The sequence below is a fragment of the Paenibacillus sp. FSL H7-0714 genome (assembly GCF_038003765.1).
Lineage (GTDB): Bacteria > Bacillota > Bacilli > Paenibacillales > Paenibacillaceae > Paenibacillus_AQ.
The window spans coordinates 6,878,570-6,903,896 of sequence record NZ_JBBOPT010000001.1 but is presented as its reverse complement, the minus strand read 5'-3'; the positions used below and the strand labels follow the sequence as shown (position 1 = coordinate 6,903,896).

The 25,327-nt window shown below is 44.5% G+C and carries 26 protein-coding genes and 1 riboswitch; of the genes, 18 read left to right on the top strand and 8 right to left on the bottom strand.

Annotation, left to right across the window (positions count from 1 at the left end; translation table 11 throughout):
- The first annotated feature begins 13 nt into the window (after positions 1-13).
- The 4 genes from NST34_RS31065 to NST34_RS31050 all read left to right on the top strand — a co-directional run bounded on the left by NST34_RS31065 (position 14) and on the right by NST34_RS31050 (position 3,363).
- Complete coding sequence (locus tag NST34_RS31065) at positions 14-370, top strand: nucleotide excision repair endonuclease (RefSeq protein ID WP_042192814.1); 357 nt, start codon at positions 14-16, stop codon at positions 368-370.
- Positions 371-499: 129 nt separating this feature from the next.
- The gene (locus NST34_RS31060) at positions 500-1,162 is read left to right on the top strand and encodes a glycosyltransferase (RefSeq protein ID WP_340973416.1); all 663 of its coding nucleotides are present in this window, start codon (positions 500-502) and stop codon (positions 1,160-1,162) included.
- 177 nt (positions 1,163-1,339) lie between these two features.
- The gene (locus tag NST34_RS31055; protein ID WP_341129430.1) at positions 1,340-2,062 is read left to right on the top strand and encodes a hypothetical protein; all 723 of its coding nucleotides are present in this window, start codon (positions 1,340-1,342) and stop codon (positions 2,060-2,062) included.
- Positions 2,063-2,067: 5 nt separating this feature from the next.
- On the top strand, positions 2,068-3,363 hold the full coding sequence (locus NST34_RS31050; RefSeq protein WP_341129429.1) for a polysaccharide deacetylase family protein: 1,296 nt from the start codon (positions 2,068-2,070) through the stop codon (positions 3,361-3,363).
- A 23-nt stretch (positions 3,364-3,386) separates the two neighbouring features.
- On the opposite strand, the gene NST34_RS31045 is transcribed toward NST34_RS31050, so the two are convergent.
- Entirely contained in the window at positions 3,387-4,448 is a 1,062-nt protein-coding gene (locus NST34_RS31045) for an endonuclease/exonuclease/phosphatase family protein (protein WP_341129428.1), read from the bottom strand.
- 156 nt (positions 4,449-4,604) lie between these two features.
- On the opposite strand from NST34_RS31045, the gene rlmN reads away from it, so the two are divergent.
- The 4 genes from rlmN (at position 4,605) to NST34_RS31025 (ending at position 7,818) form a co-directional block, all read left to right on the top strand.
- Positions 4,605-5,675 carry a 23S rRNA (adenine(2503)-C(2))-methyltransferase RlmN gene (gene rlmN, locus NST34_RS31040; RefSeq protein WP_042192804.1) on the top strand — a complete coding sequence of 357 codons (1,071 nt, stop codon included), beginning with the start codon at positions 4,605-4,607 and terminating at the stop codon, positions 5,673-5,675.
- A gap of 77 nt (positions 5,676-5,752) precedes the next feature.
- Positions 5,753-6,040 (top strand): DUF6509 family protein, encoded by a 288-nt coding sequence (locus tag NST34_RS31035; protein ID WP_042192802.1) that lies wholly within the window; start codon positions 5,753-5,755, stop codon positions 6,038-6,040.
- A gap of 217 nt (positions 6,041-6,257) precedes the next feature.
- Positions 6,258-6,737 (top strand): transcription elongation factor GreA, encoded by a 480-nt coding sequence (gene greA / locus NST34_RS31030; RefSeq protein ID WP_042131553.1) that lies wholly within the window; start codon positions 6,258-6,260, stop codon positions 6,735-6,737.
- Positions 6,738-6,888: 151 nt separating this feature from the next.
- A complete protein-coding gene (locus tag NST34_RS31025) occupies positions 6,889-7,818 on the top strand; it encodes an AEC family transporter (RefSeq protein WP_076298012.1) in 930 nt (309 codons plus the stop codon).
- 76 nt (positions 7,819-7,894) lie between these two features.
- On the opposite strand, the gene NST34_RS31020 is transcribed toward NST34_RS31025, so the two are convergent.
- The 4 genes from NST34_RS31020 to rpiA all read right to left on the bottom strand — a co-directional run bounded on the left by NST34_RS31020 (position 7,895) and on the right by rpiA (position 11,910).
- Positions 7,895-8,737: an aldo/keto reductase gene (locus NST34_RS31020; RefSeq protein WP_341129427.1), complete on the bottom strand. Its 843-nt coding sequence runs from the start codon at positions 8,735-8,737 to the stop codon at positions 7,895-7,897.
- Positions 8,738-8,795: 58 nt separating this feature from the next.
- Positions 8,796-10,004 (bottom strand): MFS transporter, encoded by a 1,209-nt coding sequence (locus NST34_RS31015; protein ID WP_076284942.1) that lies wholly within the window; start codon positions 10,002-10,004, stop codon positions 8,796-8,798.
- A 235-nt stretch (positions 10,005-10,239) separates the two neighbouring features.
- Positions 10,240-11,208 carry a Gfo/Idh/MocA family protein gene (locus tag NST34_RS31010; RefSeq protein WP_341129426.1) on the bottom strand — a complete coding sequence of 323 codons (969 nt, stop codon included), beginning with the start codon at positions 11,206-11,208 and terminating at the stop codon, positions 10,240-10,242.
- Between the two features lie 33 nt (positions 11,209-11,241).
- Entirely contained in the window at positions 11,242-11,910 is a 669-nt protein-coding gene (gene rpiA, locus NST34_RS31005) for a ribose 5-phosphate isomerase A (RefSeq protein ID WP_340975040.1), read from the bottom strand.
- 142 nt (positions 11,911-12,052) lie between these two features.
- Here rpiA and NST34_RS31000 point away from each other — a divergent pair, with 142 nt between their 5' ends.
- From NST34_RS31000 to NST34_RS30990, 3 genes are all read left to right on the top strand, one after another.
- On the top strand, positions 12,053-13,000 hold the full coding sequence (locus NST34_RS31000; RefSeq protein WP_341129425.1) for a sugar-binding transcriptional regulator: 948 nt from the start codon (positions 12,053-12,055) through the stop codon (positions 12,998-13,000).
- 116 nt (positions 13,001-13,116) lie between these two features.
- A riboswitch (purine riboswitch) is annotated at positions 13,117-13,220 on the top strand.
- 171 nt (positions 13,221-13,391) lie between these two features.
- A complete protein-coding gene (locus tag NST34_RS30995; RefSeq protein WP_339799366.1) occupies positions 13,392-14,006 on the top strand; it encodes a xanthine phosphoribosyltransferase in 615 nt (204 codons plus the stop codon).
- Positions 14,000-15,319, top strand: a complete 1,320-nt coding sequence (locus tag NST34_RS30990; RefSeq protein ID WP_341129424.1) for a nucleobase:cation symporter-2 family protein — start codon at positions 14,000-14,002, stop codon at positions 15,317-15,319. The genes NST34_RS30995 and NST34_RS30990 overlap by 7 nt, the downstream gene beginning before the upstream one ends.
- A 126-nt stretch (positions 15,320-15,445) precedes the next feature.
- On the opposite strand, the gene NST34_RS30985 is transcribed toward NST34_RS30990, so the two are convergent.
- From NST34_RS30985 to NST34_RS30975, 3 genes are all read right to left on the bottom strand, one after another.
- Positions 15,446-16,582 carry a glycerate kinase gene (locus tag NST34_RS30985; RefSeq protein ID WP_341129423.1) on the bottom strand — a complete coding sequence of 379 codons (1,137 nt, stop codon included), beginning with the start codon at positions 16,580-16,582 and terminating at the stop codon, positions 15,446-15,448.
- Between the two features lie 41 nt (positions 16,583-16,623).
- A complete protein-coding gene (locus NST34_RS30980) occupies positions 16,624-17,892 on the bottom strand; it encodes a GntP family permease (protein ID WP_341051195.1) in 1,269 nt (422 codons plus the stop codon).
- A gap of 161 nt (positions 17,893-18,053) precedes the next feature.
- Positions 18,054-19,220, bottom strand: a complete 1,167-nt coding sequence (locus tag NST34_RS30975; RefSeq protein ID WP_341129422.1) for a sugar diacid recognition domain-containing protein — start codon at positions 19,218-19,220, stop codon at positions 18,054-18,056.
- A 281-nt stretch (positions 19,221-19,501) separates the two neighbouring features.
- Here NST34_RS30975 and NST34_RS30970 point away from each other — a divergent pair, with 281 nt between their 5' ends.
- The 7 genes from NST34_RS30970 to NST34_RS30940 all read left to right on the top strand — a co-directional run bounded on the left by NST34_RS30970 (position 19,502) and on the right by NST34_RS30940 (position 25,212).
- Positions 19,502-20,857, top strand: coding sequence for an MFS transporter (locus NST34_RS30970; RefSeq protein ID WP_341129421.1), 1,356 nt, complete (start codon positions 19,502-19,504; stop codon positions 20,855-20,857).
- A gap of 79 nt (positions 20,858-20,936) precedes the next feature.
- Positions 20,937-21,140: a hypothetical protein gene (locus NST34_RS30965; protein ID WP_445253162.1), complete on the top strand. Its 204-nt coding sequence runs from the start codon at positions 20,937-20,939 to the stop codon at positions 21,138-21,140.
- Positions 21,141-21,167: 27 nt separating this feature from the next.
- On the top strand, positions 21,168-21,854 hold the full coding sequence (locus tag NST34_RS30960) for a hypothetical protein (RefSeq protein ID WP_149645450.1): 687 nt from the start codon (positions 21,168-21,170) through the stop codon (positions 21,852-21,854).
- On the top strand, positions 21,851-23,053 hold the full coding sequence (locus NST34_RS30955; protein ID WP_341129420.1) for a glutathionylspermidine synthase family protein: 1,203 nt from the start codon (positions 21,851-21,853) through the stop codon (positions 23,051-23,053). The genes NST34_RS30960 and NST34_RS30955 overlap by 4 nt, the downstream gene beginning before the upstream one ends.
- A 39-nt stretch (positions 23,054-23,092) precedes the next feature.
- Entirely contained in the window at positions 23,093-23,686 is a 594-nt protein-coding gene (locus NST34_RS30950; protein ID WP_179085796.1) for a hypothetical protein, read from the top strand.
- Positions 23,683-24,075: a DUF350 domain-containing protein gene (locus NST34_RS30945; protein WP_149645447.1), complete on the top strand. Its 393-nt coding sequence runs from the start codon at positions 23,683-23,685 to the stop codon at positions 24,073-24,075. The genes NST34_RS30950 and NST34_RS30945 overlap by 4 nt, the downstream gene beginning before the upstream one ends.
- 123 nt (positions 24,076-24,198) lie before the next feature.
- A complete protein-coding gene (locus NST34_RS30940; RefSeq protein WP_076298004.1) occupies positions 24,199-25,212 on the top strand; it encodes a potassium channel family protein in 1,014 nt (337 codons plus the stop codon).
- The last annotated feature ends 115 nt before the right edge of the window (positions 25,213-25,327 follow it).

Below are 25,327 nucleotides of genomic sequence, written 5' to 3'. Positions count from 1 at the left end.
GACGTGAGCTAAAATGATCAACATAACTATGCCCAATGTGGATGTTAGTATTACTAAACAAATCAACCCGCAGCTAAGCAATATCTACGGATTCACTGATTTCCACCTAATTCCTAGAGATTACGGCGGTATCTTTATGTTCTACAATGACCAAGATGAGTTGTTGTTTGTAGGTAAAGCGAGAAAGCTAAGACCCAGAATCAAAAAACATTTTGAAGATACCGTATCTGATATTAAGCTGCATCGGGACGAGGTCACCAGAATTGATGTAAGTTTAATCGAGAGCCCCGTTCATAGAGAGATCTACGAAACGTATATCATTAATGAATTGAAGTCTAAATACAATGTAGATAAAGTGATGTTCAGATAAGTTTAAGGGAGAGGCGCCGTCTAATGACGGTGCTTTTTTTTTTATGTACAAGAAGATAGGAATGAAATAAGAGTATCGGTACACACTATACAAGATTGTTAATAGATGCTTAAAAGGAGATAGGTCATATTGAAGCCTAAGTTTTTGATTGCGAAGTTAGTTTTTATGTGTATGTTCCTTGTTGTTAGTGTAATGCCTGTAACTGCCGATGCTGCAGCCAAAGAGAAAAAGAGTTCACACAAGCAATGCTTTACGCCCTCTGTAATAGAGCTTAAGGATAATCTTAGGAAACTATGGAGCGACCATGTGATATGGACGAAAAACTACATAGTTAGCGCCTTTGCGAATTCCGAGGACAAAGAGAAGGTACTGGCAAGGTTGCTACAGAATCAGCAGGAGATAGGGAATGTTTATAAGCCGTATTACGGTGAGGCAGTAGGTGATAAGCTAGCTCAATTATTGCGGGAGCATATCCTTATTGCCGGAAAGGTAGTTGCTGCTGCACTAGCAGGTAATCAGTCGGATTTGGAAAAATACAATAAAGAGTGGTATGACAACGCTGACGACATTGCTAAGTTCCTTAGCGCACAGAATCCCAAATATTCGTATGAACAATTGAAGGAGATGCTTCATGAACATTTGGAGCTAATAACGGATGATGTGACAGCTAGAGCTAAAAAGGATTGGGATGCCGAGATCGTCGCTTTCGATAAAGGGCTCGAGCATATGATTATGTTTGGAGATATACTAACCGAAGGTATTGTTAAACAATTCCCCGATAAATTTAATTAAAACCAGAGCACCCGCAAGGGTGCTTTTTTCTTGTTATTGGCAAGAATTTAGGTCTTTTGATCCAATTCAAAAAGTTAGATATAAAGGCTCACTTACAGACAAGATAAGTAAACTATAATAGACTCGTGGGCACTCGACATTTTTTGACATTTTTTTATAATTGAGGTGATAAGATCAATGATTTCTCCCTTTTTTAAAAAGAAAGATTCAGTGGATAAGCAGTCCAAACCGGGTATGGTTCAAAAGGTGCAATTATCAGAAGAGCAGGGCGAGGAAGTAGAGGAACAGGTTGCTGGCGAGACTTTAGCAGGAGTGGTTACTACAGGGAAAGCGCCGCTTGATAAAAAATCACTCGATTTGATCTTCTCCGTGGAGCAGATCATTCAGGCCAGACAGCATGCTGAGACGAATATTAATGAACTTCAGGATCGGTTGACTCATTCCAGCAGCCATGTTGAACGTTTGAACCGGGACATGAAGAATCTCAATAAAGTGATTGAGGAAAGAGAGAAGAACGTTCGAGAGCTTGAGCATAAATTGATTGAGAAGAATCTGAAAGTCGATCAAGTGCTGGAAGATTATCGGGAGCTTCAGACTACCCTCACTGCAGAGATTGAAGAATTAAAGAGTACGATCGATCTGGAGCATCAAAAGTATGTAAATCTGATCCAAAAGCATAACGAAGCTCATGCAGAGAAGCTCAAGAAGATGAATGATCTGGAAGAGAAACTCGGACGGATTGAAACTGAGAACGCGCATTTAAGACAGAAATACGATACGATCCGCCAAGAAAAAGCATATCTCTCCGGTATGATCAGCGATTTTACAAATCGTATGACCGTTCCTTTTGGGAATGGAAGCACACTGGCGGGACGAAATGACGAAAACGGAGATACATAAGATTCATGGCAATGAATGAACCGAGCACTGTTCTAATGATTGAGTTGCTGTCGCTTGAGCATGAACAGGCCGGTTATCAGATTGAAGTAGGTTTAACCCGTGATATTGGGTATGCCAGACGCATGCTAAACATAGACGAATTTACATATGAACAACTAAACGCGCTGGCTCCCTTTTTCGGGGAAAGAATGAGATTGTCATTGTATCCGAAGTGGGATCCATTTCGTAATAGTTATTACAGCACACTGATTATTATGAACCAAACCTTCAGCGAAACTATGTATTTTGCCTGCTCTGAATATTATGTGTCTCAGCTTCTTCAATTAAAGCAAGTGAACGATCCCCATGTACAGGAAGAGATTACTGTTGAAACTACGCCGCCCTCTATACCTCCAGCACGCAGGCTAAGAAAGAAGAGCAAAAAACGGGTTGGAAGACTTAGACTGCAGAGTATCATGTTCGCTTGTTTAGTCGTTATATTGTTGTCTCTTCGAATGGGTGGTCAAGATATGGACCGTGCAGAAGGATTGGAAGGTCCCCTACTTGGCGCCAGCGCTGAGGGGATCGAGAAAATAGTCTCTCTACCGTTCATTCCTCCTATTGGTAAAATAGAAACGACCCCTAGCCAGCAAGAGGAGTCTGAGCCTACGCCAGAACCTTCTAAACCTACACCAGAACCTACAGAGCCTCCTCAAGAACAAACACAGCGGTATGAGGAGATTAAATTAACCGGGAATAAATACACCTATAGCCTGCCGAAGGGTTACGTGGCCTTGTCATTTGATGATGGTCCGTCGAAGTATACGAAAGAAATCGTAGATATTCTAGTAGAACATGAGGTGGCAGCCACCTTTTTATTTGTTGGGAATAAGGTCGCTCATAATGTGGAAGCGGTTAAGTATGCGAGTGAACATCAGATGTCGATTGGAAGTCATTCGTGGGATCATAGCAAGATGACCGACAATGGGGCTAACGAGAATCAGAATAATTTGGCGAAGGCTAACCAGGCATTGGAGCAAATCATTCAATCGCCGATTACTGTTTTTCGGCCGCCATATGGTGCGATTAATGATAAGTTAGCAGCCAAAGTGACAGAACAGCAGATGAAAGTATTGTTATGGAATCGTGATTCCGAGGATTGGAGACGCAAGACCCCAGAAGACGTCATTCAATTTGTTCATCATACTGATCCGTCCGGTGCTGTATATCTTTTTCACGAAAAGAAGATTACCGTAGAGGCATTGCCTGCTATCATTCAGTATCTAAAAGGCAAAAACATGAAATTCGTCATTTTTAAATAACATCAATGATCCATGATTGGGTCTTATCTTAGAATAAGAGTAGCTGTTACAGGGTTATGATCGCTGTGTTCAAAAGATAGGTCATGGCCCTGTACGCCACTTATTGTGATATTCGGTGAAACTAGGAAGCCATCAATTACAGCCCGGAAATTCACACCTTCTGAATAAGCTACATCAAGTGTCCGGACGGACGGCACTTTAGCATCGACAGCCCATTGAAAGCCCTCCGGTTTGAAATCTTCAGGGAACTGCTGCAGCCATTCTGGCCAAGCTTGTGTAGTCTCAAAGGCCTCAGGGGTTGTGCCCGGTAAAGAATGATTCCAGTCTCCGCCTAAGATGAGGTAATTGCCTTTATCATTCTCTCTCTGAATATAAGTAGAAAGATATTCTAATTGCTGCTTGCGAATCGTTCCCCCTTGGTCAAAGGCTGATAAATGAAGGTTGATCAGGATCAGTTCTTTCCCGTTATCGACGGGGAATCTGCTCTCCAAAAAGGCGCGGTCAAGTTCAAACAGTTGACGAGGCCAGCTTTCTTTTCCCGGAAGATCATATCTAACGTTACTTGTGCTACCGAATTTAGATAAGGTTAATAAACCGCTATTTACTGAGCCCATCGGATCAAGAACGGGAATCGGTACCCAAGGCACCTTGTAGTTCGTTGCGAATACGTTGCTGTAATCAGAGAAGGTATTCGATAACAAGGAGACTTCATCTATATGGTTGCTACGAGAAGAATCGATATCTACCTCCTGCAACATAAATAAATCTGAGCCTGAAGTAGTCATTAGAGAGGCTATTGCCTCAAGATTTGTCTTCGTTTGTTCCTCGCTGCTTGAACGTGATTTGGTCCCGCCATCCATAAAGAAATCCTGATCCTTATCCAGACCAGCATAGCCAATATTAAAGGTTGTTATTGCTAAAGGTTCTCCATGCTTCATCATTTGTTCCTGATTATGGTTTACCGTTAGTGGAGTAGTCTCCTTCGGCTTATAATCGGTAATGGTAATATACAGTAAAAAGCCACCAAAGATTAGAACGGCAGCTAGAAGGGCAAAACCGATGATTTTTATTGTGGTTGAGCTCATTTGATTCGATCTCTCCTCAGATGTAATTTCATAGAACGGACTTCTAATGGTGTAAACTTCGACGCTTCGTTACAACTCCCCTTGTTTAAATAAAAAAAATTTGAGACAATGAGTAGTGATGGACTGAACTTTAATGTTTTGAAAAGAGGATAACGAATGAATATGGAATCCATTTATGGATTAACTTTTGATCAACTGGCGGCATGGCTGTTAGAACGTGGACATAAAAAATTTCGAGCTACGCAGGTCTGGGATTGGCTTTATCGGAAGCGGATTACAGAATTCTCAGAAATGCTCGATGTAAATAAAGATTGTGTAGAATTATTGGAGCAGCACTATGTGATCCATACGCTGGAAGAACATGTGAAGCAGGAGTCTGCGGATGGGACGATCAAGTTCCTGTTCCGTTTAAAGGATGGCAACCTGATCGAGACGGTGCTCATGAGACAGAAATACGGTTTGTCCGTATGTGTCACTACTCAGGTTGGATGTAATATCGGCTGCAGCTTTTGCGCTAGTGGACTGTTAGCGAAAAGTCGTGATCTTTCCAGCGGTGAGATTGTAGAGCAGATTATGAAGGTTCAGCAGCATTTGGATGCAGCAAACCTCGAACAAAAGGTTAGTCACGTTGTAGTCATGGGAATTGGCGAACCGTTCGACAACTTCAAGAACCTGCTCAATTTCTTATCGATTATTAAGGACCACAAGGGATTAGCCATCGCAGGAAGAGGTATTACTGTATCGACGAGTGGGCTTGCTAACAAAATCGTTGAATTCGCCGATGCGAATACACAGGTGAACTTGGCAGTATCGCTTCACGCGCCTAATAATGAGCTGCGGACGAAGATTATGAAGATTAACAAGGCCATTCCAATTGAGAAGCTAATGGAGTCCATAGATTATTATTTGGAAAAAACAAATCGCAGAATTACGTTAGAATACATTCTGATGAAGGATGTAAATGACGGCAAGGAGCATGCGCTTGAGCTGACCGAGCTAATCGGCGACCGGCGCCAGCTCGTCAATGTGAACTTGATTCCTTATAATCCAGTCGATGAGCACAGTCAATATCAAAGAAGCGAGCGGGAGACCGTACGAGCCTTTTTTGATACCTTGAAGAAGCAGGGCGTCAGCGTAAGCACTCGTCTGGAGCATGGTGTAGATATTGATGCTGCTTGCGGACAATTGCGAAGCAAGCAGATCAAGAAGTCGAAAGCTATGGCTTGAGGGACGGGCGACCCCTTCATGCAGCTTTTTGTGATACAATGACGTGGCAGGTATTAGGAAAAGAGGTTGATTGAGCAATGTTGACATTTACAAGCTACAACGTGGAGAATGTTAAAGATCCTTTTGGTATACTAACCGGTAAACGGTATGAATTCGTGGTTCAACTGGATGTTCCAGAAGATGATGAGCTCTATGTAGAGAACGGAGTATCCGCTAGAGCGATTATTAAAGTGGATGAAGATCAAGTTAGCATCGTGAGTTATGATCTACAGGAGACAACAACAGGTCAGTTGCTTGACTTTGATATGGAAGAGGACGAGGAAGCAGCATTACTCCTTTTCTGTAAAGAGCATTTGCCAGAATAATGATGCAGCATTGACATCCTTGCCCAATGTTCAATTGTGGCAGGGATTTTTATTTAAATATAAGAAAGTATAGGTTTTGCACCTATACTTTAATTTTTATATTTCTCGCTTAAACGCTTACCGTCCTTACAAGGACGCCGAAGACGTTTATGCTTGTCGCATGAATGTGAAATATAGGTTAAAATATTAAAAAGCATCCAAAATAGGAGTTGTATACATGTCTAATGAAGAAGTGTTCTTGACCAAAGAAGGATTGGCTCAATTAGAGGAAGAACTGAAGGAATTGAAGGGCCCAGGGCGCAAGGAATTGGCAGCACGGCTCAAATTGGCGATCAGCTATGGAGACTTGAAGGAAAATAGCGAGTACCATTCGGCCAAGGACGACCAATCGTTCATGGAGACTCGTATTATGATTTTGGAGAAAATGCTGACCAAAGCCAAGATCGTAGATGAGAGTCAGATGGATCTGTCAAAGGTTAGTATGGGTTGTATCGTTACCCTGAACGATATCGAATACTCCGAGAAGATTGAATATAGAATTGTAGGGGCTGCTGAAGCAGATGTCCTAAACAACAAGATTTCCTATGAAAGTCCGCTGGGCAAGGAATTGCTGGGTAAAAAAGTCGGGGATATCGTTAGTGTAAACGCACCAATGGGTATCATCAAATATGAATTGCTTGAAATCAAAATGATGTAACACATGATAAAAAGGTCTCAACCTCGTTATAGGGGTTGAGACCTTTTTTAATTATAGGTAATGGCTATTGTGTATATTGATTTCATATCTTAGACGTCTTGCTCTGTTGCGCTTATAGTTTAGAGTAACTTAGAGCAGAGGAGTACTGTTCATGATCCAGAGCGTGTTATCAACGTTGTATCAAGTCATCGTGCCATTATCCATTCCGGTGATCGTCGGTGCACTGCTTGGACGGTTTAAGAATTTGGATACCAAGCCGTTATTGACGCTCTATTTATACTTTTTAACGCCGGCTATTATTCTTAATACACTGGCTACGGCCGAGATTTCTATGGATGATATTTACAAGACGCTCGCTTTTTCGCTGCTAAATCTGTGCTTTTTATGGGCGATTGCAAATATCATCGGAAAGTTATTGAAGCTCGGCCCCTCTGAAATATCGGGATTGACTCTGGTCTCGACATTTACGAATAGTGTGAATTATGGACTTCCCTTGGTGTTGCTGGCTTTCGGACAGCTTGGGCTCGATAAGGCTTCTGTTTATGTGATTGGGCAGATGATTATCGTGAATACTGTGGGCGTTTATTTTGCGGCTAGATCGCAGTTCTCGGTGAAAAATGCGGTAAAGTCCGTGTTCTCTCTCCCAGCCATCTATGCAGCTATGCTAGCACTTTTTCTTAGAATATTTGACCTGCATTTACCTTCTGAGCTTGCTACAGGGGTCTCCATGGTTGCCGGAGGTTATTCACCAGTCGTACTGGCGATTCTGGGTGCACAGATGGTCAAAGTACGAACCATGTCATCTGAACGTAAGGGTCGGTCTACTTTTTGGACAGGGATGATCATTCGATTAATCTTAGCTCCATTAGTGGCATACCTCGGATTATCTATTCTGCATATTGATGGTATTTTATTCTCTGTGCTGCTGATTCTGGCCTCCATGCCAGTTGCCGTCAACGCGGTGGTATTAGCGGAACGATTTGAAGCCTCTCCAGAGCTGGTATCCAAATGTATTTTATGGACGACGCTTGCTTCCTTTCTTGTGTTGCCGATCCTTATTGTGCTAGTGCAAGGGGCGTAAAGACAAAAAGGACCCCTCTTTCATTTCTGAAAGATAGGGTCTTTTTTTACTGTTACTTAACCTAGCGGTTAATCTCTTAGAAGTCGAAATTATCAGGGTCAGGACCTATCCGTTGATCTTGGTTCAGAGCGTTGATTAGATTCATATCCTCTTCTGTTAACAGAAAATCAAACACATCTACGTTTTCGATGATCCGGTGCTCTTTAGTAGACTTTGGAATGGTAATAATTCCACGCTGCAGGTCCCAACGGATAATCACTTGAGCTACGGATTTACTGTATTTAGCTGCAATTTGTTTCAGTACAGGCTGATCCAACAATTGCCCTTGCATTAATGGAGACCAAGCCTCCAGTTGAATTCCTTGTTCCTGGCAGAAGCTAAGCAGCGCTTGCTGACTCAAATAAGGATGGAGCTCCACTTGGTTTACCATCGGCTTAATTTCCGCATCCTTCATCACATCTTCAAGATGATGGATCTGGAAATTGCTGACCCCAATCGCTTTTACGCGTCCCTCTTTATACAAGGTTTCAAGTGCTCTCCAAGTCTCTTTATATTTTCCTTTTACAGGCCAGTGGATAAGATATAGATCAAGGTATTCAAGTCCAAGCTTAGCTAGGCTAGCTTCGTAGGCGGCAATGGTTTCTTCGTAGCCCATATCTGCAGTCCAGACCTTTGAAGTTACGAAAAGCTCTTCTCTGGACAGGTTGTTGTCCTGCAAAGCTTCTTTGATCGCTTGACCTACGCCAGTCTCATTCTGATAGATCGCTGCTGTATCGATGCTGCGGTAGCCGTGTGCAATAGCAGATTTGACCGCTTGGATCAGCTCAGAGCCTTCTTCGACTTGAAATACACCAAGTCCAAGCCAAGGCATGTTTACCCCGTTGTGTAATGCAGTTGTATCCTGTAGATGTTGAGCCATAATAAAATTACCTCCTGAGATATTTAAGAGTTTGATTGGTATGTTAAGGCAAGGCTGATTAAGCAGCCTCAGACTGGAGAAGAGTCTCATCTTTCTTCTCCAGCGCACGACTCCAAGCGGTTAGGAATACAGCGGACAGAACCATTATAGCACCCACCCAAGTGGTATGAATCAGTCCCATATGATCCGTGACGATACCGCCAAGATAGGCCCCGATGGCAATGCCAGCGTTAAAAGCAGCAATATTCAGCGCAGATGCCACATCTCGCGCACTCGGAGCATATCGATCTGCAAGTGTAACTACGTGTACTTGTAGACCAGGTACGTTCATGAAGGCTAACAATCCCATAAAGAAGATCGTAAGTAGTGCAGCCACTTTGAAGGGTGCGGTAAAGGTTAAGACGAACAGTACAACAGCTTGTATAGCAAACATGTAGAAGAGGGCATTCATAGGGTTACGGTTGGCTAATTTGCCTCCAATGACGTTGCCGATGGCGATCGCTATGCCATAAACAAGAAGGATGATGGCAACGGTACTCTCTTTGAAACCGCTGATTTCATGGAGAAGTGGAGATAAATAAGTAAAGACTACAAAGGTACCTCCATACCCTAAAGCAGTGATTGCGAAGGCAAGCAGTAACCGTCCGTTCTTCACGAGTTTGACTTGTTCGCGAAGCGGTGTTCGGGTTCCTTTGCGCAGCCCTGTGGCAGGGACCAAGATCAGATTACCGATGAGCGCTATAAGCCCGATGGCAATAATGGCGATGAATGCAGCTCTCCAGCCTAACTGTTGCCCTAGAAAGGTGCCCAGTGGCACACCGGTAACAGTAGCTACGGTTAGCCCTGTGAACATGATCGCAATAGCGCTGGCTTTACGATTCTCAGGCACAAGGTCGGCGGCAATGGTCGAAGCAATCGACATGAACAGACCATGCGAAAGGGCAGATATTACTCTAGCTATTAGCAGAATTGTAATACTGTCCGCAGCCGCGGCAAGGCTATTGCCGATAATAAATACAATCATAATGATAAGCAATAATGTTTTGCGCGATATCGCCGTGGTCAGCGACGTTAAGATTGGGGCGCCAAAGGTTACCCCTAAAGCGTACAAAGTAACAGTTAATCCAGCTGTGGTCAGCGGTATATTCAGGTCATCAGCGATTAAAGGCAGCAACCCTACACTGATAAACTCGGTGGTTCCGATCGCAAAGGCGCTAATGGCTAAAGCCAGGAGTGCCAGGGTACTTCTTTTTTGGTTTAACAACATGTCTCTCACTCCTACACTCTGATAATCACCGGCCGGTAAGTGCAATTATGAAGGCATGAGTCATTTAAGTATAGTACGTACTTTAAAGTGCTATAGGTACTAAAAAGTACCTATAAGAAATCACCTAAGGATATTGTCATCCATTCCTAGAAAAATATCCGCAATAAAGCGTTGGGCTTCCTTCAGTTGAAGGGAATACCAACGCTTTGATATTGATCTTATTGTGTTCAGTATGTTATTCGAAGCTGTATTTGATTCCCCATTGTTCTCTAACATTACTCATAATGTCCATGACATCTAAAGAGAGATTAAGGGTTTCCTGGTTGCCGTTTGCCGCGATATAGCGCTGCATATCTTCAATTTCGTATTGCAGCGCTTTGGAAGTATCGCCGGCTTCAATCGTTTCTAGGGTGCCATCTAAATATTGAATCGTGGCTTTGGAGGCCCGTGGGAAATTATCTACGGTAATAAAGCCAAGTTCTCCAGCAACGACGCCGCGTTTAGGCATTTTGGAGCGCATGGTAAGGGAGATGACCGCCATTTCATCCGCATCGTTGTTCAGAATGATTCCGGATTGTTCATCGACGCCTGTCTCAAAACGTTTCACTGTCGTTAAAATTTCCTGTGGCTGTTTGGACAGGAAGAATCTTGTGAAGGACAAGGCATACGTCCCAATATCCAGCAGCGCCCCTCCAGCCAAATCTTTGCTGAAGAAACGGTTGTTCACATCATATTCTTTATGGCTGCCAAAGGAGACTTGCACCATTTTGAGGCGTCCGATCTTACCTTCATCCACGATTTGCCGTAGCTTTTTGTACAGTGGCATATGGTAGATGGTCATAGCCTCTGCGACGACTAAGCTTTTTTGTTTAGCAAGCTCGGCGATTTCCTGCAGTTGTTTGCTATTTACGGTGATCGCCTTTTCACAGAGGACATGTTTGTTATTCTGCAAGCTTTCTATGATGTATTCGTAGTGGTTACTATGTGGTGTTGAGATGTAGACGACATCAATTTCTGGATCTTGCAGCATTTCGCTGTAATTGCCATAAGCCTTCTCCGCTCCATATTGGCTCGCGAACGCCTGGGCTTTCTCTAAGGTTCGTGATCCTACCGCATATAAAGTTCCGCCGATGTCATTTAGAGCAGCCGCAAATTCAGTAGCGATAATTCCTGGGCCGATGATTGCCCACTTCAGATTGTTCATGGTTAGCACCTCGCCTGTTTTGATTGTTTGAGCTTACTTAGAGATTACCTTGATTCCATTTGAACCAGCCACAAGTGCTGAGGTAACTTCTTTCGTGAATAGGGAGGTCTCAATGACCCCGTTAATAGCTTTGAGTTCAGTTTGGAGAGCAGTGCTATCCTCTACCTTGTCAAAAAAGACATCCAGCAGCACATTGCCGTGATCACTGACCGTATACCCATCTTTACTTGCGCTTGTTCGAATCTCAGGCTTGCCGCCCAGCGATTTCACGGAATGTTGAACATAACTAAGAGCATCCATAAGAATTTCCAATGCTACGGGATGCTTGAAGGTTAGCTTGTTCACAAGTTTAGTTTCATCTACCAGCAATATATAATGATCCGCCATACTAGCAATCAGTTTTTCTTTCGTATGAATGCCGCCACCACTCTTAAGCGCATGCAGTTGCTCATCCACCTCATCACAGCCGTCAAAAGCAACAGCTATTCGGTCAACGGACCAAGTGGGTACAACCTGCAATCCATTTTGGACACAGAGTGAAGCTGTAGTGAAGGAGGGGGTCACTACCTTTAACCGAAGATCTGCTTCTTTAATATTCCCGATTAAATAGGAAATCGTACTACCCCCACCTAAACCAATGGTTGTGTCGTTCTCAATATACTTTAGAGCTTCTACGGCGCAACTTTTCTTTCTAAAGTCCATATTCAAAGCCGATCATCTCCATTAAAAAATTGATAATTTGCACATTTGTGCAATATAATAAAAAATGTGCAAAATAATCGTCTACAGTATAACTAGGGGTTATGGATTCGTCAAATCCTTGAAAAAAGCGAGGAGTTCTATCATGGATCGAAAAGAAGACAAGAAGCTGCTCATTAAGATTGCACAAATGTACTATGAGCAGAATTTAACGCAAAGTGAAATTTCTAATGAACTTGGCATATATCGCACCACCATAAGTAGGATGCTGAAGAGAGTCCGTGAAGAGGGCATCGTTACAATCACCATCAATTACGATATTGGAGATCATTGTACACTGGAGCAGGAATTGAAAGAACGGTTCGGGCTGAAGGAAGCCATTGTTGTAGAGGTAGATCCAGCCCAGTCCGGGGTGATCAAGCGTAAAGCCATTGGACAGGCTTGTGCAAGATGGCTGGAGCAAGTGGTTCAGCCGAAAGATACGATTGGGTTCTCTTGGGGAAGCAGCTTAGCTGCCGTTGTAGACAATCTGACCCTCGGACAGAGGCCTTTTGTAACCTGTGTTCCTACGGTGGGTGGTCCATCTGGAAAGATGGAGAGCGGATACCATGTCAATAATATCTGCTACCAAGCTGCCTTAAAGTGGGGTGCGCGCTCATTAATGATTGACGTGCCAGCGATCACGGAGCAAAAGGAAACCAGAGATCAACTGATGCGTTCGCAGTATTATCAGACCATTTCCAAGGCATGGGATCGGCTGGATATCGCTATATTCGGCATTGGATCACCGGAAATTAAAGGCGAAGAGGCATGGCGTGGATTTTATGGCGATGCTGTGATTGATGAATTGGAGGACGGGGAAGTAGCTGGTGATATTTGCTCGCGTTTTTATGATGGCAATGGATTGCCTGTACGCACAGCAATATCGGACCGAACGTTGACCATTGAGCTGGAGCAGATCAGACGAGCGAGGTACGCTATTGGTGTAGCGGAATCGCTGGAGAAGGTTTCGGGGATCTTGGGCGCGCTAAATGGCGGGTATATGAATGTGCTCGTAACGACCGAAGAAACGGCGCAGAAGATCTTGGAGTAACCCCTACTAAATGTAAACAATTGAATTTCGTGAAAATAACCTGAAAATGGTATGCAAAACACTAAAAATTTTGCTTGTAAGCACCAGACAGAGCGTGTAAGATATACAAGGTATTCATATCGAACATTAATAAAACTCATATAATCTTGGGGATATGGCCCATAAGTTTCTACCGGATAACCATCGTAATTATCCGACTATGAGTGAAATAGCGCATCTAGGGTTCCGCTTTCTTCTTTGGAGGAAAGGTCTGGACCGAGCGATGCGGACACTATGTAGTGTTACACCACTAAGGGACAAAAGCCCAGAAGGACAGATTCACTTGAGAGAAACGACTCAAGGGATTTGTCCTTTTTTTGTTTTTTTAATGAAGAGGAGAGATTAGTTCACGATGAAAGTACTTCAAGAGCGCATTAGACAAGAGGGTCTTATTTTATCAGATACGGTACTGAAGGTAGATTCATTTCTGAATCATCAGGTCGATACGGAGCTAGCGCTGCAAATCGGTCAAGAGTTCAAAAAGTTGTTCGGTCATCAACCGATCACTAAGGTGATTACGATTGAAGCTAGTGGGATTCAGTTCGCCATGGCTACTGCGATTGCATTAGGTGTACCGTTTGTTTATGCGAAGAAAAAGAAAGCAGTGACGCTCTCAGAGGCTGTCTACTCAGCACCTGTTCATTCCTTTACTCGCCAAGAGGACTATCTGGTCAGCGTCTCCCAGAAATATCTTGGAGCGAATGACAAAGTGCTTATTGTGGATGATTTCCTCGCTACTGGTGCTGCACTTGTGGGATTGGTTGATATCGTAAAAGAGGCAGGAGCAGAGCTCCTTGGCGTCGGCTGTGTCATTGAAAAGAGCTTCCAAGAAGGCCGGAGCCTTCTGGAGAACAGAGGCATAGAAGTCCATGCCTTGGCTCGTATTGCATCTATGTCACCAGGTGAAATTCACTTCATTGATAATGAAAGCTCATTAGAGAAAATCAAGGAGAGTGCGGGATGTTAAGCAAGCAAAAGGTATTTACGTTAGGTCTTCAGCATGTCCTAGCCATGTATGCAGGAGCAGTAATTGTACCGCTGATTGTTGGGGGTGCCTTGAAGCTAAATGGGACTCAAATGGCTTACCTCATCGCAGCCGATTTGTTCACTTGCGGATTGGCTACACTGCTGCAAATAATGGGCACCAAGTATTTTGGTAGCAGGCTCCCGGTTATTCTTGGATGTACCTTTACAGCAGTTGGCCCGATTATTGCGATTGCCTCGACACATAATCTGGCGACTGCGTATGGTGCGATCATTATTTCCGGTTTGTTCGTTGTTCTTGCGGCCCCGCTTTATGGGAAGCTACTGAAGTTCTTCCCGACCATTGTAACGGGTTCTGTCGTGACCATTATCGGGTTATCTCTTATTCCAGTAGCTATGAATAACGTTGCTGGCGGAGAAGGCAGCGCTGATTTTGGACAACCCCGCAATTTGTTGCTTGCACTGATTACACTACTTGTCATTTTAGCAGTTAACCGTTTCGCCACTGGATTCCTGCGCTCGATCTCAGTTCTGGTAGGTCTTGTGGTGGGTACAGCGATTGCTTATGGAATGGGTATCGTTAATTTTTCTACGGTAGGTGACGCTTCTTGGGTAAGCATCGCACAACCGTTTTACTTCGGATGGCCTGAATTCAGTCTTACTGCAATCTTCACTATGATCATCGTTAACATTGTTAGTATGGTGGAGTCTACTGGGGTTTATTTTGCAGTAGGTAAAGTAATTGATCAGAAAGTTGAACAGAAGCAGATCGTAAACGGACTGCGTTCCGAGGGAGTAGCAATTATGCTGGGCGGAATTTTTAATGCTTTCCCATACACTGCTTTTTCTCAAAATGTGGGTTTGATTTCGTTGTCTCGCATTAAGACCCGTAATGTTATTTTTGCCGCTGGCGGGATCATGATTGTACTAGGACTCCTGCCTAAGCTGGCTGCCTTGACGACGATTGTACCGAATGCCGTACTTGGTGGAGCCATGATTGTCATGTTCGGATCGGTTGCCGTTTCCGGGATATCCATTCTATCCGATGTGGATCTCCGCAAGGATGGTAATCTACTGATCGCTGCTTGCAGTATTGCTGTTGGCTTAGGTTCAGCGACACTTCCTGCAATGTTCGCAGAGCTGCCTGAATTTGCGCGGATGCTGCTACAGAACGGTATCGTATCCGGTTCGCTTACAGCGATTGTACTGAACATTGTCCTCTCCAAGACAAAGGATGATGTGCAGGTAACGGATAACACCGTACCTGTTCTTACTAAGGAATCTCAAGTGTCCTAAACTTAAGCTTAGATTAGCTTGCAAAAACGAAATAAAAGATCTGACTCAGCTTCATGGCATGAGTCAGATCTTTTTTTTAATATAATAATTAATTCCACGCGACGCAGAAGGCGTCTATACTTGCGATTAACGTTTACTATGTTTGATTAATGTACCTATATTGCGCGCGGTGCGCTCCATGTTGAAGGAAGCATCGGTGAGCGCTTTATCTAACGTACATACTCCAGGCACGATGGAGAAGAACATATCGATACCATGCTCGTACACGGCTTCTACGCCAGTACCGAGGGAACCCGCTAAGGCAATAACAGGTACACCGGCGGCTTGTGCTACTTTGGCAACACCAATCGGTGTTTTGCCATAGACGGTTTGGCTATCCATACCCCCTTCGCCTGTGATGACATAATCGGCATCTTTCACTTTATCCGCAAGCTTCATGGCATCGACGACGATGTTCACGCCTCGCTTCAATTTGGCTCCTAGGAAGGCCATCACGCCAGCACCTAGTCCACCTGCTGCACCTGCACCTGCTGTATCATTCACTTCTTTGCCGAGATCGCGCTCAATGATGTTTGCTAAACGTACAAGATTTGCATCCAATTGCTTCACCATGTCGGGTGTTGCACCTTTTTGCGGACCGAAGATGGCGGATGCCCCGCGCTCACCAGTTAACGGATTGTCTACGTCACATGCGGCTACCACTTGTACACCGTGGAGTCTCGGATCTACATGATCACTATCAATACGGGTAACTTCACTTAGCGATCCTCCACCGTATCCAATCTCCGTTCCATCTTCTCGCAGGAAGCGGAATCCAAGCGCTTGTGCCATGCCTACACCGCCATCGTTGGTTGCACTGCCACCAAGACCCATAATAATAGAACGTACGCCTGCATTCAGCGCATGAACGATAAGCTCTCCTGTACCCTTTGTCGTGGTGATCAACGGATTACGCTCTTCCTTCGGCACAAGCCCAAGTCCAGAAGCAGCTGCCATCTCAATAATCGCGGTCTTTCCATCTCCCATAATGCCATAAAATGCATTCACAGGGTGACCGAGCGGCCCTGTTACGTCACAATGTACAATTCGTCCGCCTGTCGCATCGACGAGTGACTGAACCGTACCTTCGCCGCCATCTGCCATCGGAACTTTAATATATTCTGCATCGGGAAAAGAGGAACGAAGTCCTCGTTCTATGGCCTCACAGGCTTCCATTGCTGTCATACTTTCTTTGAATGAATCTGGTGCCAAAACAAACTTCATGCTCTTCACATCCTTTTGTGTTGTTTATGCTTCAACAGTTGTTATAGGAACCATTGGAATACACCGAATACTAATGTCGAAACGATCGCTAGTGTTAGACCAATTGCGGTTTCATAAGGAATCAATTTCAGACGCTCTTTCATCTGCATGTTCACACTGCCACCAGTTGCGTGGAAGAAGCTGCCGTGAGGCATGTGGTCTAATACAGTCGCACCAGAGTGAATCATTGCCCCTGCTCCAAGCGAAGCTACGCCAAGTCCCATGATGGTGGAGCCGAACACAGAGCTTGCTACGGCTGTGCCTGCTGTTGTCGATGCTGTTGCAAGAGACATTAACGCACCACTGATTGGAGCAAGCAAGTATGCCGGTAGGCCAGATGCAGTAAGGCCGTCGATAATAACATCCTTTAATTGCGAATTTGCAATGATACCAGCTAGTGTACCTGTCCCGATTAACATGACGGCTACACCCGTCATTTTACCAAGACCAAATACAGCGAACTCATTTAACTTCTTAAATCTTCCCATTGCAATGGCGCCTACGATACCTCCTACTGGAAGCGCAATAACTGGATCGATTACGATGCCTGCAATTGGACGAAGGGATAACAAGATAATGGCTACAAGTGGAGCTAGAAAGGCTGTAAAGAAGCTTGGAAGCTGCTCATTCGGATTATTCGTTACCTCAGAAGCTTCTACTTTACTGCCTTTATTGTTTAAACGCTTTGCGATGAAGTACGTTACGATAATCCCGAATACAGCTGGGATTATACCTGCTGCCATCAACGAAGTTAATGGAATATGAAATGCATCTGATGCGGCAATCGCATTCGGGTTTGGTGACATGATGTTACCGGCTTTACCGCCGCCGATCATAGCGATCAGGATTGCCAATTTCGATAGATTCGCACGTTGTGCAATAGCTAATGCAATGGGTGCTACAGTAATAACAGCTACATCCACGAATACACCGACCGCTGTAAGAACCATTGTTGCTAAGGCTAATGCGAGTAATGCCCGTGTCTCGCCGGCCTTCTGAACCAACGTCTCTGCAATCTTTTTCGCCGCGCCTGATTCAATCAATACACCTGCTAACACACCTGCTGCCAAGATGCGAAGCACGGCAGGAATCATCCCTTTGGCACCATCCATCATCAGCGTAATGGTATCCACCATACTCACGCCGCCGATTAAACCACCTACTAACGCACCGATCATCATGCCGTAGGCTGGCGGTACTTTTTTCAATATTAGAACGATTGCCACAACCAATGCAGCTAAAGCACCTAAAACGCTTACACTCACTGTCATGAGTTATTCCTCCCCAGTTTTACACAGAGTTGTATATATCGATATGTGGTTTGAGCTCATACCTATACTTTAGCGAATATTTGTAAGCGTTTCATTAGGCGGAGAAATAAATATTTCGCATCAATTGATGTCTTTTTTTGTGCATATGCACATATATCCTCTTATTCATCACAAGACATAGCAGAATGCTCCAACAAATATAACCAACGCGCACTCATGAGTAGGAACAGCTCCTGATAATTTCTTGGATCCTTCCCTGTGAGCTCGGTTATACGCTGGAGTCGGTAGCGTAACGTATTCCGATGAATGCGCAGTCGTTCAGCGATATGCTGTTGCTCCCCACTTTCGAAGTAAAATAGAGCTAATGTCTGCTGAAGCTCACCACTACGATCCTCCTCCACAAAATGCGCCCATAGCTGCAGCAACTCCTCCGACATCCAATTATGTACACTCGGAACGACCATCGTCTCCAGTTGCAGATCCGTTGCATAATAAACCGGCTCATCCGAATATATTGCATAGCCTGCACGCATCGTATCTTCTGCGGATTGAATGGACTTCATCATCCCTTGAATCCCTGTAAAAGGTTTGCCTACCGCGATACGTAGTGGAGAAATCTCCTTTTCATCTAACCAACGTCTTATCTGGTGAATTCCTTCACATATATCCGTATGCGGCTTCCGCTCATGGAGATGCTCCTTGACCAGAACAACTTGTCTGGCATTACGAATGGTAATCAATTGAACAGCCGGGCGTCCTTCTAATACATCAGTTACCCGCTTCATTGTTGCCATTAGATCCTCTTCATTACGATTAATTAATTCAATGATGCATGCGATATGAGGCTTATCCACCTGAAAATGAATCTGCTGTGCTTGATGTCGCAATGTTTGTACGTTCCCCTCATCGCCATTCATCACCGCGAGCAGGAAATTCTCCTTCATTCGTTTGTCCCATTGAGCCTGCTCTAACAGCTTCATATGCTCAAGATACATTTCCGCTGTCATCTTCACCAATTCACCATATTTCGTCACTTCCTTGGGATCACCAGTAATCCCAATAACACCAACAATCTCATTCTCAAACTCAATAACAAGGTTCGTGCCGGGCAATACCCCCTGCAATCTAGCGGCGCTCTCCTGATCAATCTCGAATCTGCCACGACGCTCTATCGCGAGTAATGCACCCTCATGTGATTGCCCTAACCGCTTACCATCTCCAGACCCAATAATTCGTCCTCGCTTGTCCATAACATTGACGTTGTACCCAATCACATGCATCGTACGTCGAACAATTTCCATCGCAACTTCTTTTGTCAAACCCCTCATGGCTACTACCTCCTATTTAGAAATTCTCTATGCGAACTCTTGTGAACACTCTTTTCCTAGTTCATGCGCGATATAATATACCTCTAAGATCTTATCATTATCACAAGCCGGGTCTGATTGAAACACTACAAGTATATATTGCGGAGAATGGAGATCATAATCGAACGGGAGTGTGGATTGATGTGGCGCAAGTAATTCCCTCTTCTAATTGCCAACCTCTTTTTATAGGCATAAAATTAGTTGAGCATGTATAGATAAATTAGGACAGGGATGGAGTAGGAATGAATGAGAAAGTAGGAATGAATGAGAAAATTGTCATGCCATTATGGACGATGTGCCTCTTTATTGTAGTGATGAACACAACGATGTTTAATGTATCGCTTCCAACCATTATTCAGGATCTCCAAATTTCTGCTGACCTAGGCTCATGGGTCATTTCCAGCTATTCGATTGGATATGCGTTGTCGACGGTTATTTATAGCCGGTTATCCGACTTGGTGCCGATTCGCAAGCTCTTGACCATTGGCTTAATTACGCTGGGGACAGCATCAGTGTTTGGATTGTTCGCACATGACTTTAATATGCTATTGATTACAAGAATCCTACAATCTGCGGGCGCCGGATCTATGGCTGGATTGGGGCTTGTACTCGCCAGTCGCTATGTTCCGATTGAAAGACGCGGCGCTGCTATTGCGATGATCTCGGCGGGGAGTGCAATGGCCTTTGGTTTGGGTCCTATTGTGGGAGGTGTCATCAGCCAGTACTTTGGCTGGAACGGATTGTTCGGCATAACTTGCCTTGTGCTTATTGTGCTGCCGGTACTGCTGCGGTTATTGCCTAAGGAACAGCCACAGCCTGCAAGCTTTGACATCCTGGGGGCAGCGCTGACCGTTGTAAATGCGGCAAGTTTACTGGTAGCTGTAACTACCCAGTCGCTTGTATGGCTAGCGGTGGGTGTAGTGTCTATTATCGTGCATGCCGTACATCTGAAGAAGGCCAAGGAATCATTCATTAATCCGCAGCTGCTTACCATGCCGGGTTACTTGAAACTGGTTGCCGTAGGCTTTTGTATTCTGGTGCTGAACTTAGGGAACTTGTTCCTGATGCCGCTTGCGCTCGCTAATCTGTTCGATAAATCAGCGCTGATGATTGGTTTGTATATCGCACCGGGAGCGTTATTATCTGCTTTTCTGACCCGTTATGTGGGACGTTTTATTGATCGGTACGGTAATATACGCTTCTTAGTGATTGGACATTGTATACTTGCAGCCGTTATGGCTGTGTTTGCCCTGAATCTTTCTGTATCACCTGTAGTACTACTGCTAGGTTATCTATGCTTCTCTCCCGCTTTCTCAGCTACGATGGCATCCTTAAACAATGAAACTTCTATAGTTCTTCCAAGGACTTGGATTGGTTCTGGTATGGGGCTTTTACAACTGGTTCAATTCTTCGGAGGCTCTGTATCTGTTGCAGTCTGCGGGCTTTTACTGCATGCTCAGCGTGATATCTCCCCTGCAAAAGCATATCAGCATGTATACGGCGTGTTGCTCCTCGTTTGCTTGTGCTCGTTAGGAATTCTTCTTTTATATAGACGTTCTAACGCCAAGAGTAAGGTTGGGCAGTCTATGCACACCTAGAACTGAAACGAAAAGGTAATAAAGACGTATCAGATGCTATAGCAGAACTAAGGAAGGAATGGTAATAATGGACAATGGGATGAATGTAATCTTATTTGAAAAAATGCCGGAAGGCGGGCTGCGAGTCATTGAGGAACGCACGTGGAGCATGAATATGATCGCAGCGTTAGAGCATGTCAATTATATTGTGGTTGGCAGTGTTGAATATGAAACGGTTGAAGGACGGCTGAATGTAGATGAAGGCAAGCTGGAGCTTTTACTTGTTCCGATGCACAACGAATGATTGAGATAAGGGAAGGAGAACCTTACGATGTCTAAAGATGAAAAGGATAAGGAATTAGCGGTATCCAAATTATTCACTTCTGATGGTAAGCCCATTCGAGTATTATCTACTTCGCTAGGCATAGCTTTGTTAGCGAATGCTATGTTTATTCCTGGCGGCGCAGGGGCTAGTGCAAATACTTCTGGAGATGAACCACAGCTAGTGTCCTGGTCTACTGAAGAGGTTAAAGCCTATTTTGACAAAAATGTGGATTGGAATATTCCATATCCGGAAGGTGCACAAGAGGTAGAACAGGAAGGCCAAGGTGTTGTAACCAATAATGGAACGACGGTAGTGAATAACTATGGTGGATATCATTCAGGTTTTGGTTGGGATGACTTGCTGCTATATCACATGCTGTTTAACAGTGGTGGCAATTACTCTTCCAGAGGATGGTCTAAGGACCGTCCAACTTATTATGGAGGCACCAGAACAACTTATAAGCCGCCTACCTATAGCAGTGAGAAATTCCAGAATAAGAAGGTTCCCGGTTCTGTTGTAAAGCCCAAAACATCGACTTCCTCCACAGGCTCTATTACGAGAAGAGGTTCTTCCTCAAAAAATGGAATCGGTGGCACTTCCAGCGGATTAAACTCTTCGAAGAACTCTAAATCTAGCTCAGGCTCGAAGTCCTCTTCGAGATCAGGCTCAAGTAAGAGTGGTTTTGGCGGATGAGTGAGCAGCAGAGTGTATTTGAAATTCTAGATCAGTCTGAGCTTGAAAGAGGTCCACGGGTCAAAGCGTTATATGAACTCGGGTTCACTTGGGCTGATCTTGAGGATGAAGAGTACTGGTTGGATGCAATTGCTCTAATGCACAGGGACACTTATAAGGAGCTTGAAGAAGCCTCATCAAAACTCTGGGCCATTCTCGATAAAGCGGTTCGCTATGTTCATCTAAAGCGCGATTTGTATGAACTGCTTGGGATTCCCCCTGTACTTTGGGAGATGCTTGACGGGTGTCCTATGCCAGAAGAAGGATTCATTAGTCGGTATGCCAGATTTGACTTTGCCATAGCCCATGATGGGACGATTAAGCTGCTCGAACTGAATGCGGATACCCCAACAGGTTATGTGGAAGCCTCGATAGCTACACCATGGATCTGTGAGCAAGCTGGAATGCAGAGTCCAAATCAAGGGATGAAGGCACAAGTTGCGGCAGCTTGGCAGGTAGAACGTCCGGATACCGCAGCTTGTGTGGCTTATGGATCTCATCTTGAAGATTCAGGTACGATAGAAGCATTAGTGAAGCACAGTGGTCTCGATATCCAGTGTGTGGATTGTCTTGATCTGTGGGTCGACAACGGAATTCTCAAGGATGGGGAGGACCGTGTGATCGAGCGGATGTTCGCTCTATATCCTAAAGAGTGGATGGCTGTGGATGAAGGCGGCGATGCCCTCGCCTATGCGGTAGAGCAATGGAATCTTCAGCTCTTTAATGGTCCTCACAGTATATTGCTCCAATCCAAGGGGCTGGTTGCAGCGGTGTGGGGAATGTATGAGCTGGGCCTGCTATTCGACAAGGAAGAGCGAGAGACGATCTCGCGCTATATTTTGCCTACTTATAATAAGCCTGTATTCTCAGGGAACTTTGTGTCCAAATCTGTTTTTGGTCGTGAAGGGGGTTCGGTGCGCATGTTTGATGATAGCGGTGCGCTAGAGCTTGAAGATGAAGACGGTTATGACAGTAGTCAGCTCTTCCCCACTGTGTATCAAAAAAGAGCCGATTTAGCACGGATAACGACATCAGAGGGTGAATTTCATCTGCTGACAGGCATGTTCGTGATTAACGGGAAGCCTTGTGGTATGCTCGGCCGAGCGGGCGGATTGATTACAGGCAATGCCAGTCATTTTATTGCGTTGGGAGTGAGATAATTGGATAAGAGCAAGAAAGCCCGAATCAGAGTCTTATGTATGATGCTTTTGACGGTACTGTTGCTAAGCGCATGTTCCAGTAATCAGGGCAGTGTATTTGATTCAGGAACAGCTCAAACTTCAGATAGTGTAGCACGGGTACCGTGGGACTACCGGGTGGTAGAGAGTACCGTAGGGGATTTAATTGGGAGTGACATGACGGTTTTGCCGGATAATGAACTGCTCCCGAATGATGGGAATTATGCTACTGGCGATAAAATTTGGACACTTCAGTTCATGGACGCCGAGTTAATCACGGATGCTGATCAGAAGAATGAAGTTCGCCTGTCTTCATGGAGCACGATTAAGTCTTATGCAGATGAAAAAACGGCAGCAGAGGATCTTACCAATCTTAAAGTATCGGTAACCACTGATGTTGATCTTGTAGGAGTATACAAGACTAAGTATAAGGATAAGACAAGAAACTTTGCGGTGCTTGAGCTCCCTTCAGGTAATCGGATTAAGCAGCCGATTGATGATGAACGCTATACCGCATTAGAAAAAAAGAAGACCGCTTCCGTAGTCCTTGAGGAAGTACATGATTTTGCCGACTATGATTCGGCTTATGCGAAATTTCGGGGGTGGGCGAAGTGACGATGGTGGTTAATTTGGTAGTGAGTGTGTTTGTGATTATTCTTTTGCAATTGTTAGGCATGGTGATCTTTGGTTTGATGACTCCGTTTAAAGATATGGAGGAGCTGAAGAAAGGCAATGTGGCTGTAGCCTTGGCTTTAGGCGGCAAGTTTCTGGCAACGGCTATTATTATTGGCGTAGCGGCGTATACGAATACCTCCATTCTGCACATGATCATTTGGTTTGCGGTAGGTTATGTGTGCTTGATTGCGGCTTATTGGATCTTTGAATTGGCAACCCCAACCTTTAAGATTTCAGAGCATCTGGAGAAGGGAAATGTGGCAGTAGGCACTATGCTTTGCTTGGTGTTTATTGGGACAGCATTTGCGATTAGCAGTTTGATTGTTTAGTTCGAGTATGAAATAGGGTTGAGACAAAGGTTGCCCCGATCCATCCATCGAGCGGCAGCCTTATTGAAAATCTAAGAAAGTATAAGTTTTACTTTTAGCTTGATGTGAAGAAGGGGTGGGCAGATGCATCTGTTTCTGAGAATTTCCACCAAGATGATGCGGTTGCGTAAACGGACTATAGGGTTAATTATTCTGATATTTATAGTTCTTAGTGCGTCGATTGCTTACCTGATTGAGCCGGGTACGTTTCACAGTTGGTTTAATGCATTCTATTGGGTTATGACAACGATGGCGACAGTGGGGTATGGGGACTATTTTGCAGAGACCGTAGTTGGAAAGCTGTTTACCATGTTTCTATATATCTTTGGTATCGGCCTCCTCAGCTTGGTTATTGGTAAGGTCATTGACTCCATTGCGGAGGTGCAGAGAAGGAGAGGAGCGGGAACGTTGAGCTTTCGGGGAAAGGACCATGTGATTCTAATTAATTGGAGTAAGAAAGCACAAGCTGCCGTAGACGAGGTTCTATGCTATTCGCCAAAATGCCACATTGTCATCATTGATGAGACAGGAAGTCATCCTCTGGAGCATATGGATCAAGTTCACTTTATAAGTGGCGATGCCTCCAGTGATGAGATTCTTCTTAAGGCTAACATCCATGAAGCAAGAGCAGCCATTGTGTTCGGGGACACAAGGATTGATGAAGCATCGCTGATCGACGGCAAGTCTTTGTTAATTGCCTCTAGCATTGAGCGCATTGCGCCACAAGTACATACGACTGTAGAAATAATGCAAGAGAAGAATATTCAGAATTTCAGGCATGTCCAAGTAAACGAGTTCGTTCTTTCGCATGATGCCATCTCCAGACTGGCTGTTCGTTCTGCACTGCAAGAGGGCAACTCTGAGGTGATAACGCAGCTGCTGAGCCGTAAATATGGTGATGATATTTATGAGATTCCAGTGAATACTACGTGGAAGACTTATGGGGATGCATTTCAGAGCCTGCTTCTGCAAGGTGCAACCTTATTGGCGGATCGTAGCGATCTAAGTATCAATCGAAAGCTGGATCAGGCTATTCCTAAGGATGCTAGATTGTATGTTGTTTCCGATGAAGCGACGTATCGCAGGATTAAGGGTTAGGTCAGAATTAGATGGAATAGGCGGATTTTCGGGAGCTATGGCTTCGCGGAATTCCGCCTTTTTTTGTTTGCCAAACTTTCCTAAAGGGTAAGAGATACATGATAATATTTACTTT

Excerpts from the sequence above, each read along its gene's own strand:
- NST34_RS31050 (WP_341129429.1), top strand. The coding sequence starts at position 2,068 with ATGGCAATGAATGAACCGAGCACTGTTCTAATGATTGAGTTGCTGTCG.
- NST34_RS31015 (WP_076284942.1), bottom strand. The coding sequence starts at position 10,004 with ATGTTGTTAAACCAAAAAAGAAGTACCCTGGCACTCCTGGCTTTAGCC.
- NST34_RS31035 (WP_042192802.1), top strand. The coding sequence starts at position 5,753 with ATGTTGACATTTACAAGCTACAACGTGGAGAATGTTAAAGATCCTTTT.
- NST34_RS30955 (WP_341129420.1), top strand. The coding sequence starts at position 21,851 with ATGAGTGAGCAGCAGAGTGTATTTGAAATTCTAGATCAGTCTGAGCTT.
- NST34_RS30970 (WP_341129421.1), top strand. The coding sequence starts at position 19,502 with ATGAATGAGAAAGTAGGAATGAATGAGAAAATTGTCATGCCATTATGG.
- NST34_RS31055 (WP_341129430.1), top strand. The coding sequence starts at position 1,340 with ATGATTTCTCCCTTTTTTAAAAAGAAAGATTCAGTGGATAAGCAGTCC.
- NST34_RS31000 (WP_341129425.1), top strand. The coding sequence starts at position 12,053 with ATGGATCGAAAAGAAGACAAGAAGCTGCTCATTAAGATTGCACAAATG.
- NST34_RS31045 (WP_341129428.1), bottom strand. The coding sequence starts at position 4,448 with ATGAGCTCAACCACAATAAAAATCATCGGTTTTGCCCTTCTAGCTGCC.
- NST34_RS30985 (WP_341129423.1), bottom strand. The coding sequence starts at position 16,582 with ATGAAGTTTGTTTTGGCACCAGATTCATTCAAAGAAAGTATGACAGCA.
- NST34_RS30975 (WP_341129422.1), bottom strand. The coding sequence starts at position 19,220 with ATGAGGGGTTTGACAAAAGAAGTTGCGATGGAAATTGTTCGACGTACG.
- rlmN (WP_042192804.1), top strand. The coding sequence starts at position 4,605 with ATGAATATGGAATCCATTTATGGATTAACTTTTGATCAACTGGCGGCA.
- NST34_RS30965 (WP_445253162.1), top strand. The coding sequence starts at position 20,937 with ATGAATGTAATCTTATTTGAAAAAATGCCGGAAGGCGGGCTGCGAGTC.
- NST34_RS31010 (WP_341129426.1), bottom strand. The coding sequence starts at position 11,208 with ATGAACAATCTGAAGTGGGCAATCATCGGCCCAGGAATTATCGCTACT.
- NST34_RS31065 (WP_042192814.1), top strand. The coding sequence starts at position 14 with ATGATCAACATAACTATGCCCAATGTGGATGTTAGTATTACTAAACAA.
- NST34_RS31020 (WP_341129427.1), bottom strand. The coding sequence starts at position 8,737 with ATGGCTCAACATCTACAGGATACAACTGCATTACACAACGGGGTAAAC.
- NST34_RS30980 (WP_341051195.1), bottom strand. The coding sequence starts at position 17,892 with ATGACAGTGAGTGTAAGCGTTTTAGGTGCTTTAGCTGCATTGGTTGTG.
- NST34_RS30995 (WP_339799366.1), top strand. The coding sequence starts at position 13,392 with ATGAAAGTACTTCAAGAGCGCATTAGACAAGAGGGTCTTATTTTATCA.
- NST34_RS30940 (WP_076298004.1), top strand. The coding sequence starts at position 24,199 with ATGCATCTGTTTCTGAGAATTTCCACCAAGATGATGCGGTTGCGTAAA.
- rpiA (WP_340975040.1), bottom strand. The coding sequence starts at position 11,910 with ATGGACTTTAGAAAGAAAAGTTGCGCCGTAGAAGCTCTAAAGTATATT.
- NST34_RS30950 (WP_179085796.1), top strand. The coding sequence starts at position 23,093 with ATGATGCTTTTGACGGTACTGTTGCTAAGCGCATGTTCCAGTAATCAG.
- NST34_RS30990 (WP_341129424.1), top strand. The coding sequence starts at position 14,000 with ATGTTAAGCAAGCAAAAGGTATTTACGTTAGGTCTTCAGCATGTCCTA.
- NST34_RS31025 (WP_076298012.1), top strand. The coding sequence starts at position 6,889 with ATGATCCAGAGCGTGTTATCAACGTTGTATCAAGTCATCGTGCCATTA.
- NST34_RS30960 (WP_149645450.1), top strand. The coding sequence starts at position 21,168 with ATGTCTAAAGATGAAAAGGATAAGGAATTAGCGGTATCCAAATTATTC.
- greA (WP_042131553.1), top strand. The coding sequence starts at position 6,258 with ATGTCTAATGAAGAAGTGTTCTTGACCAAAGAAGGATTGGCTCAATTA.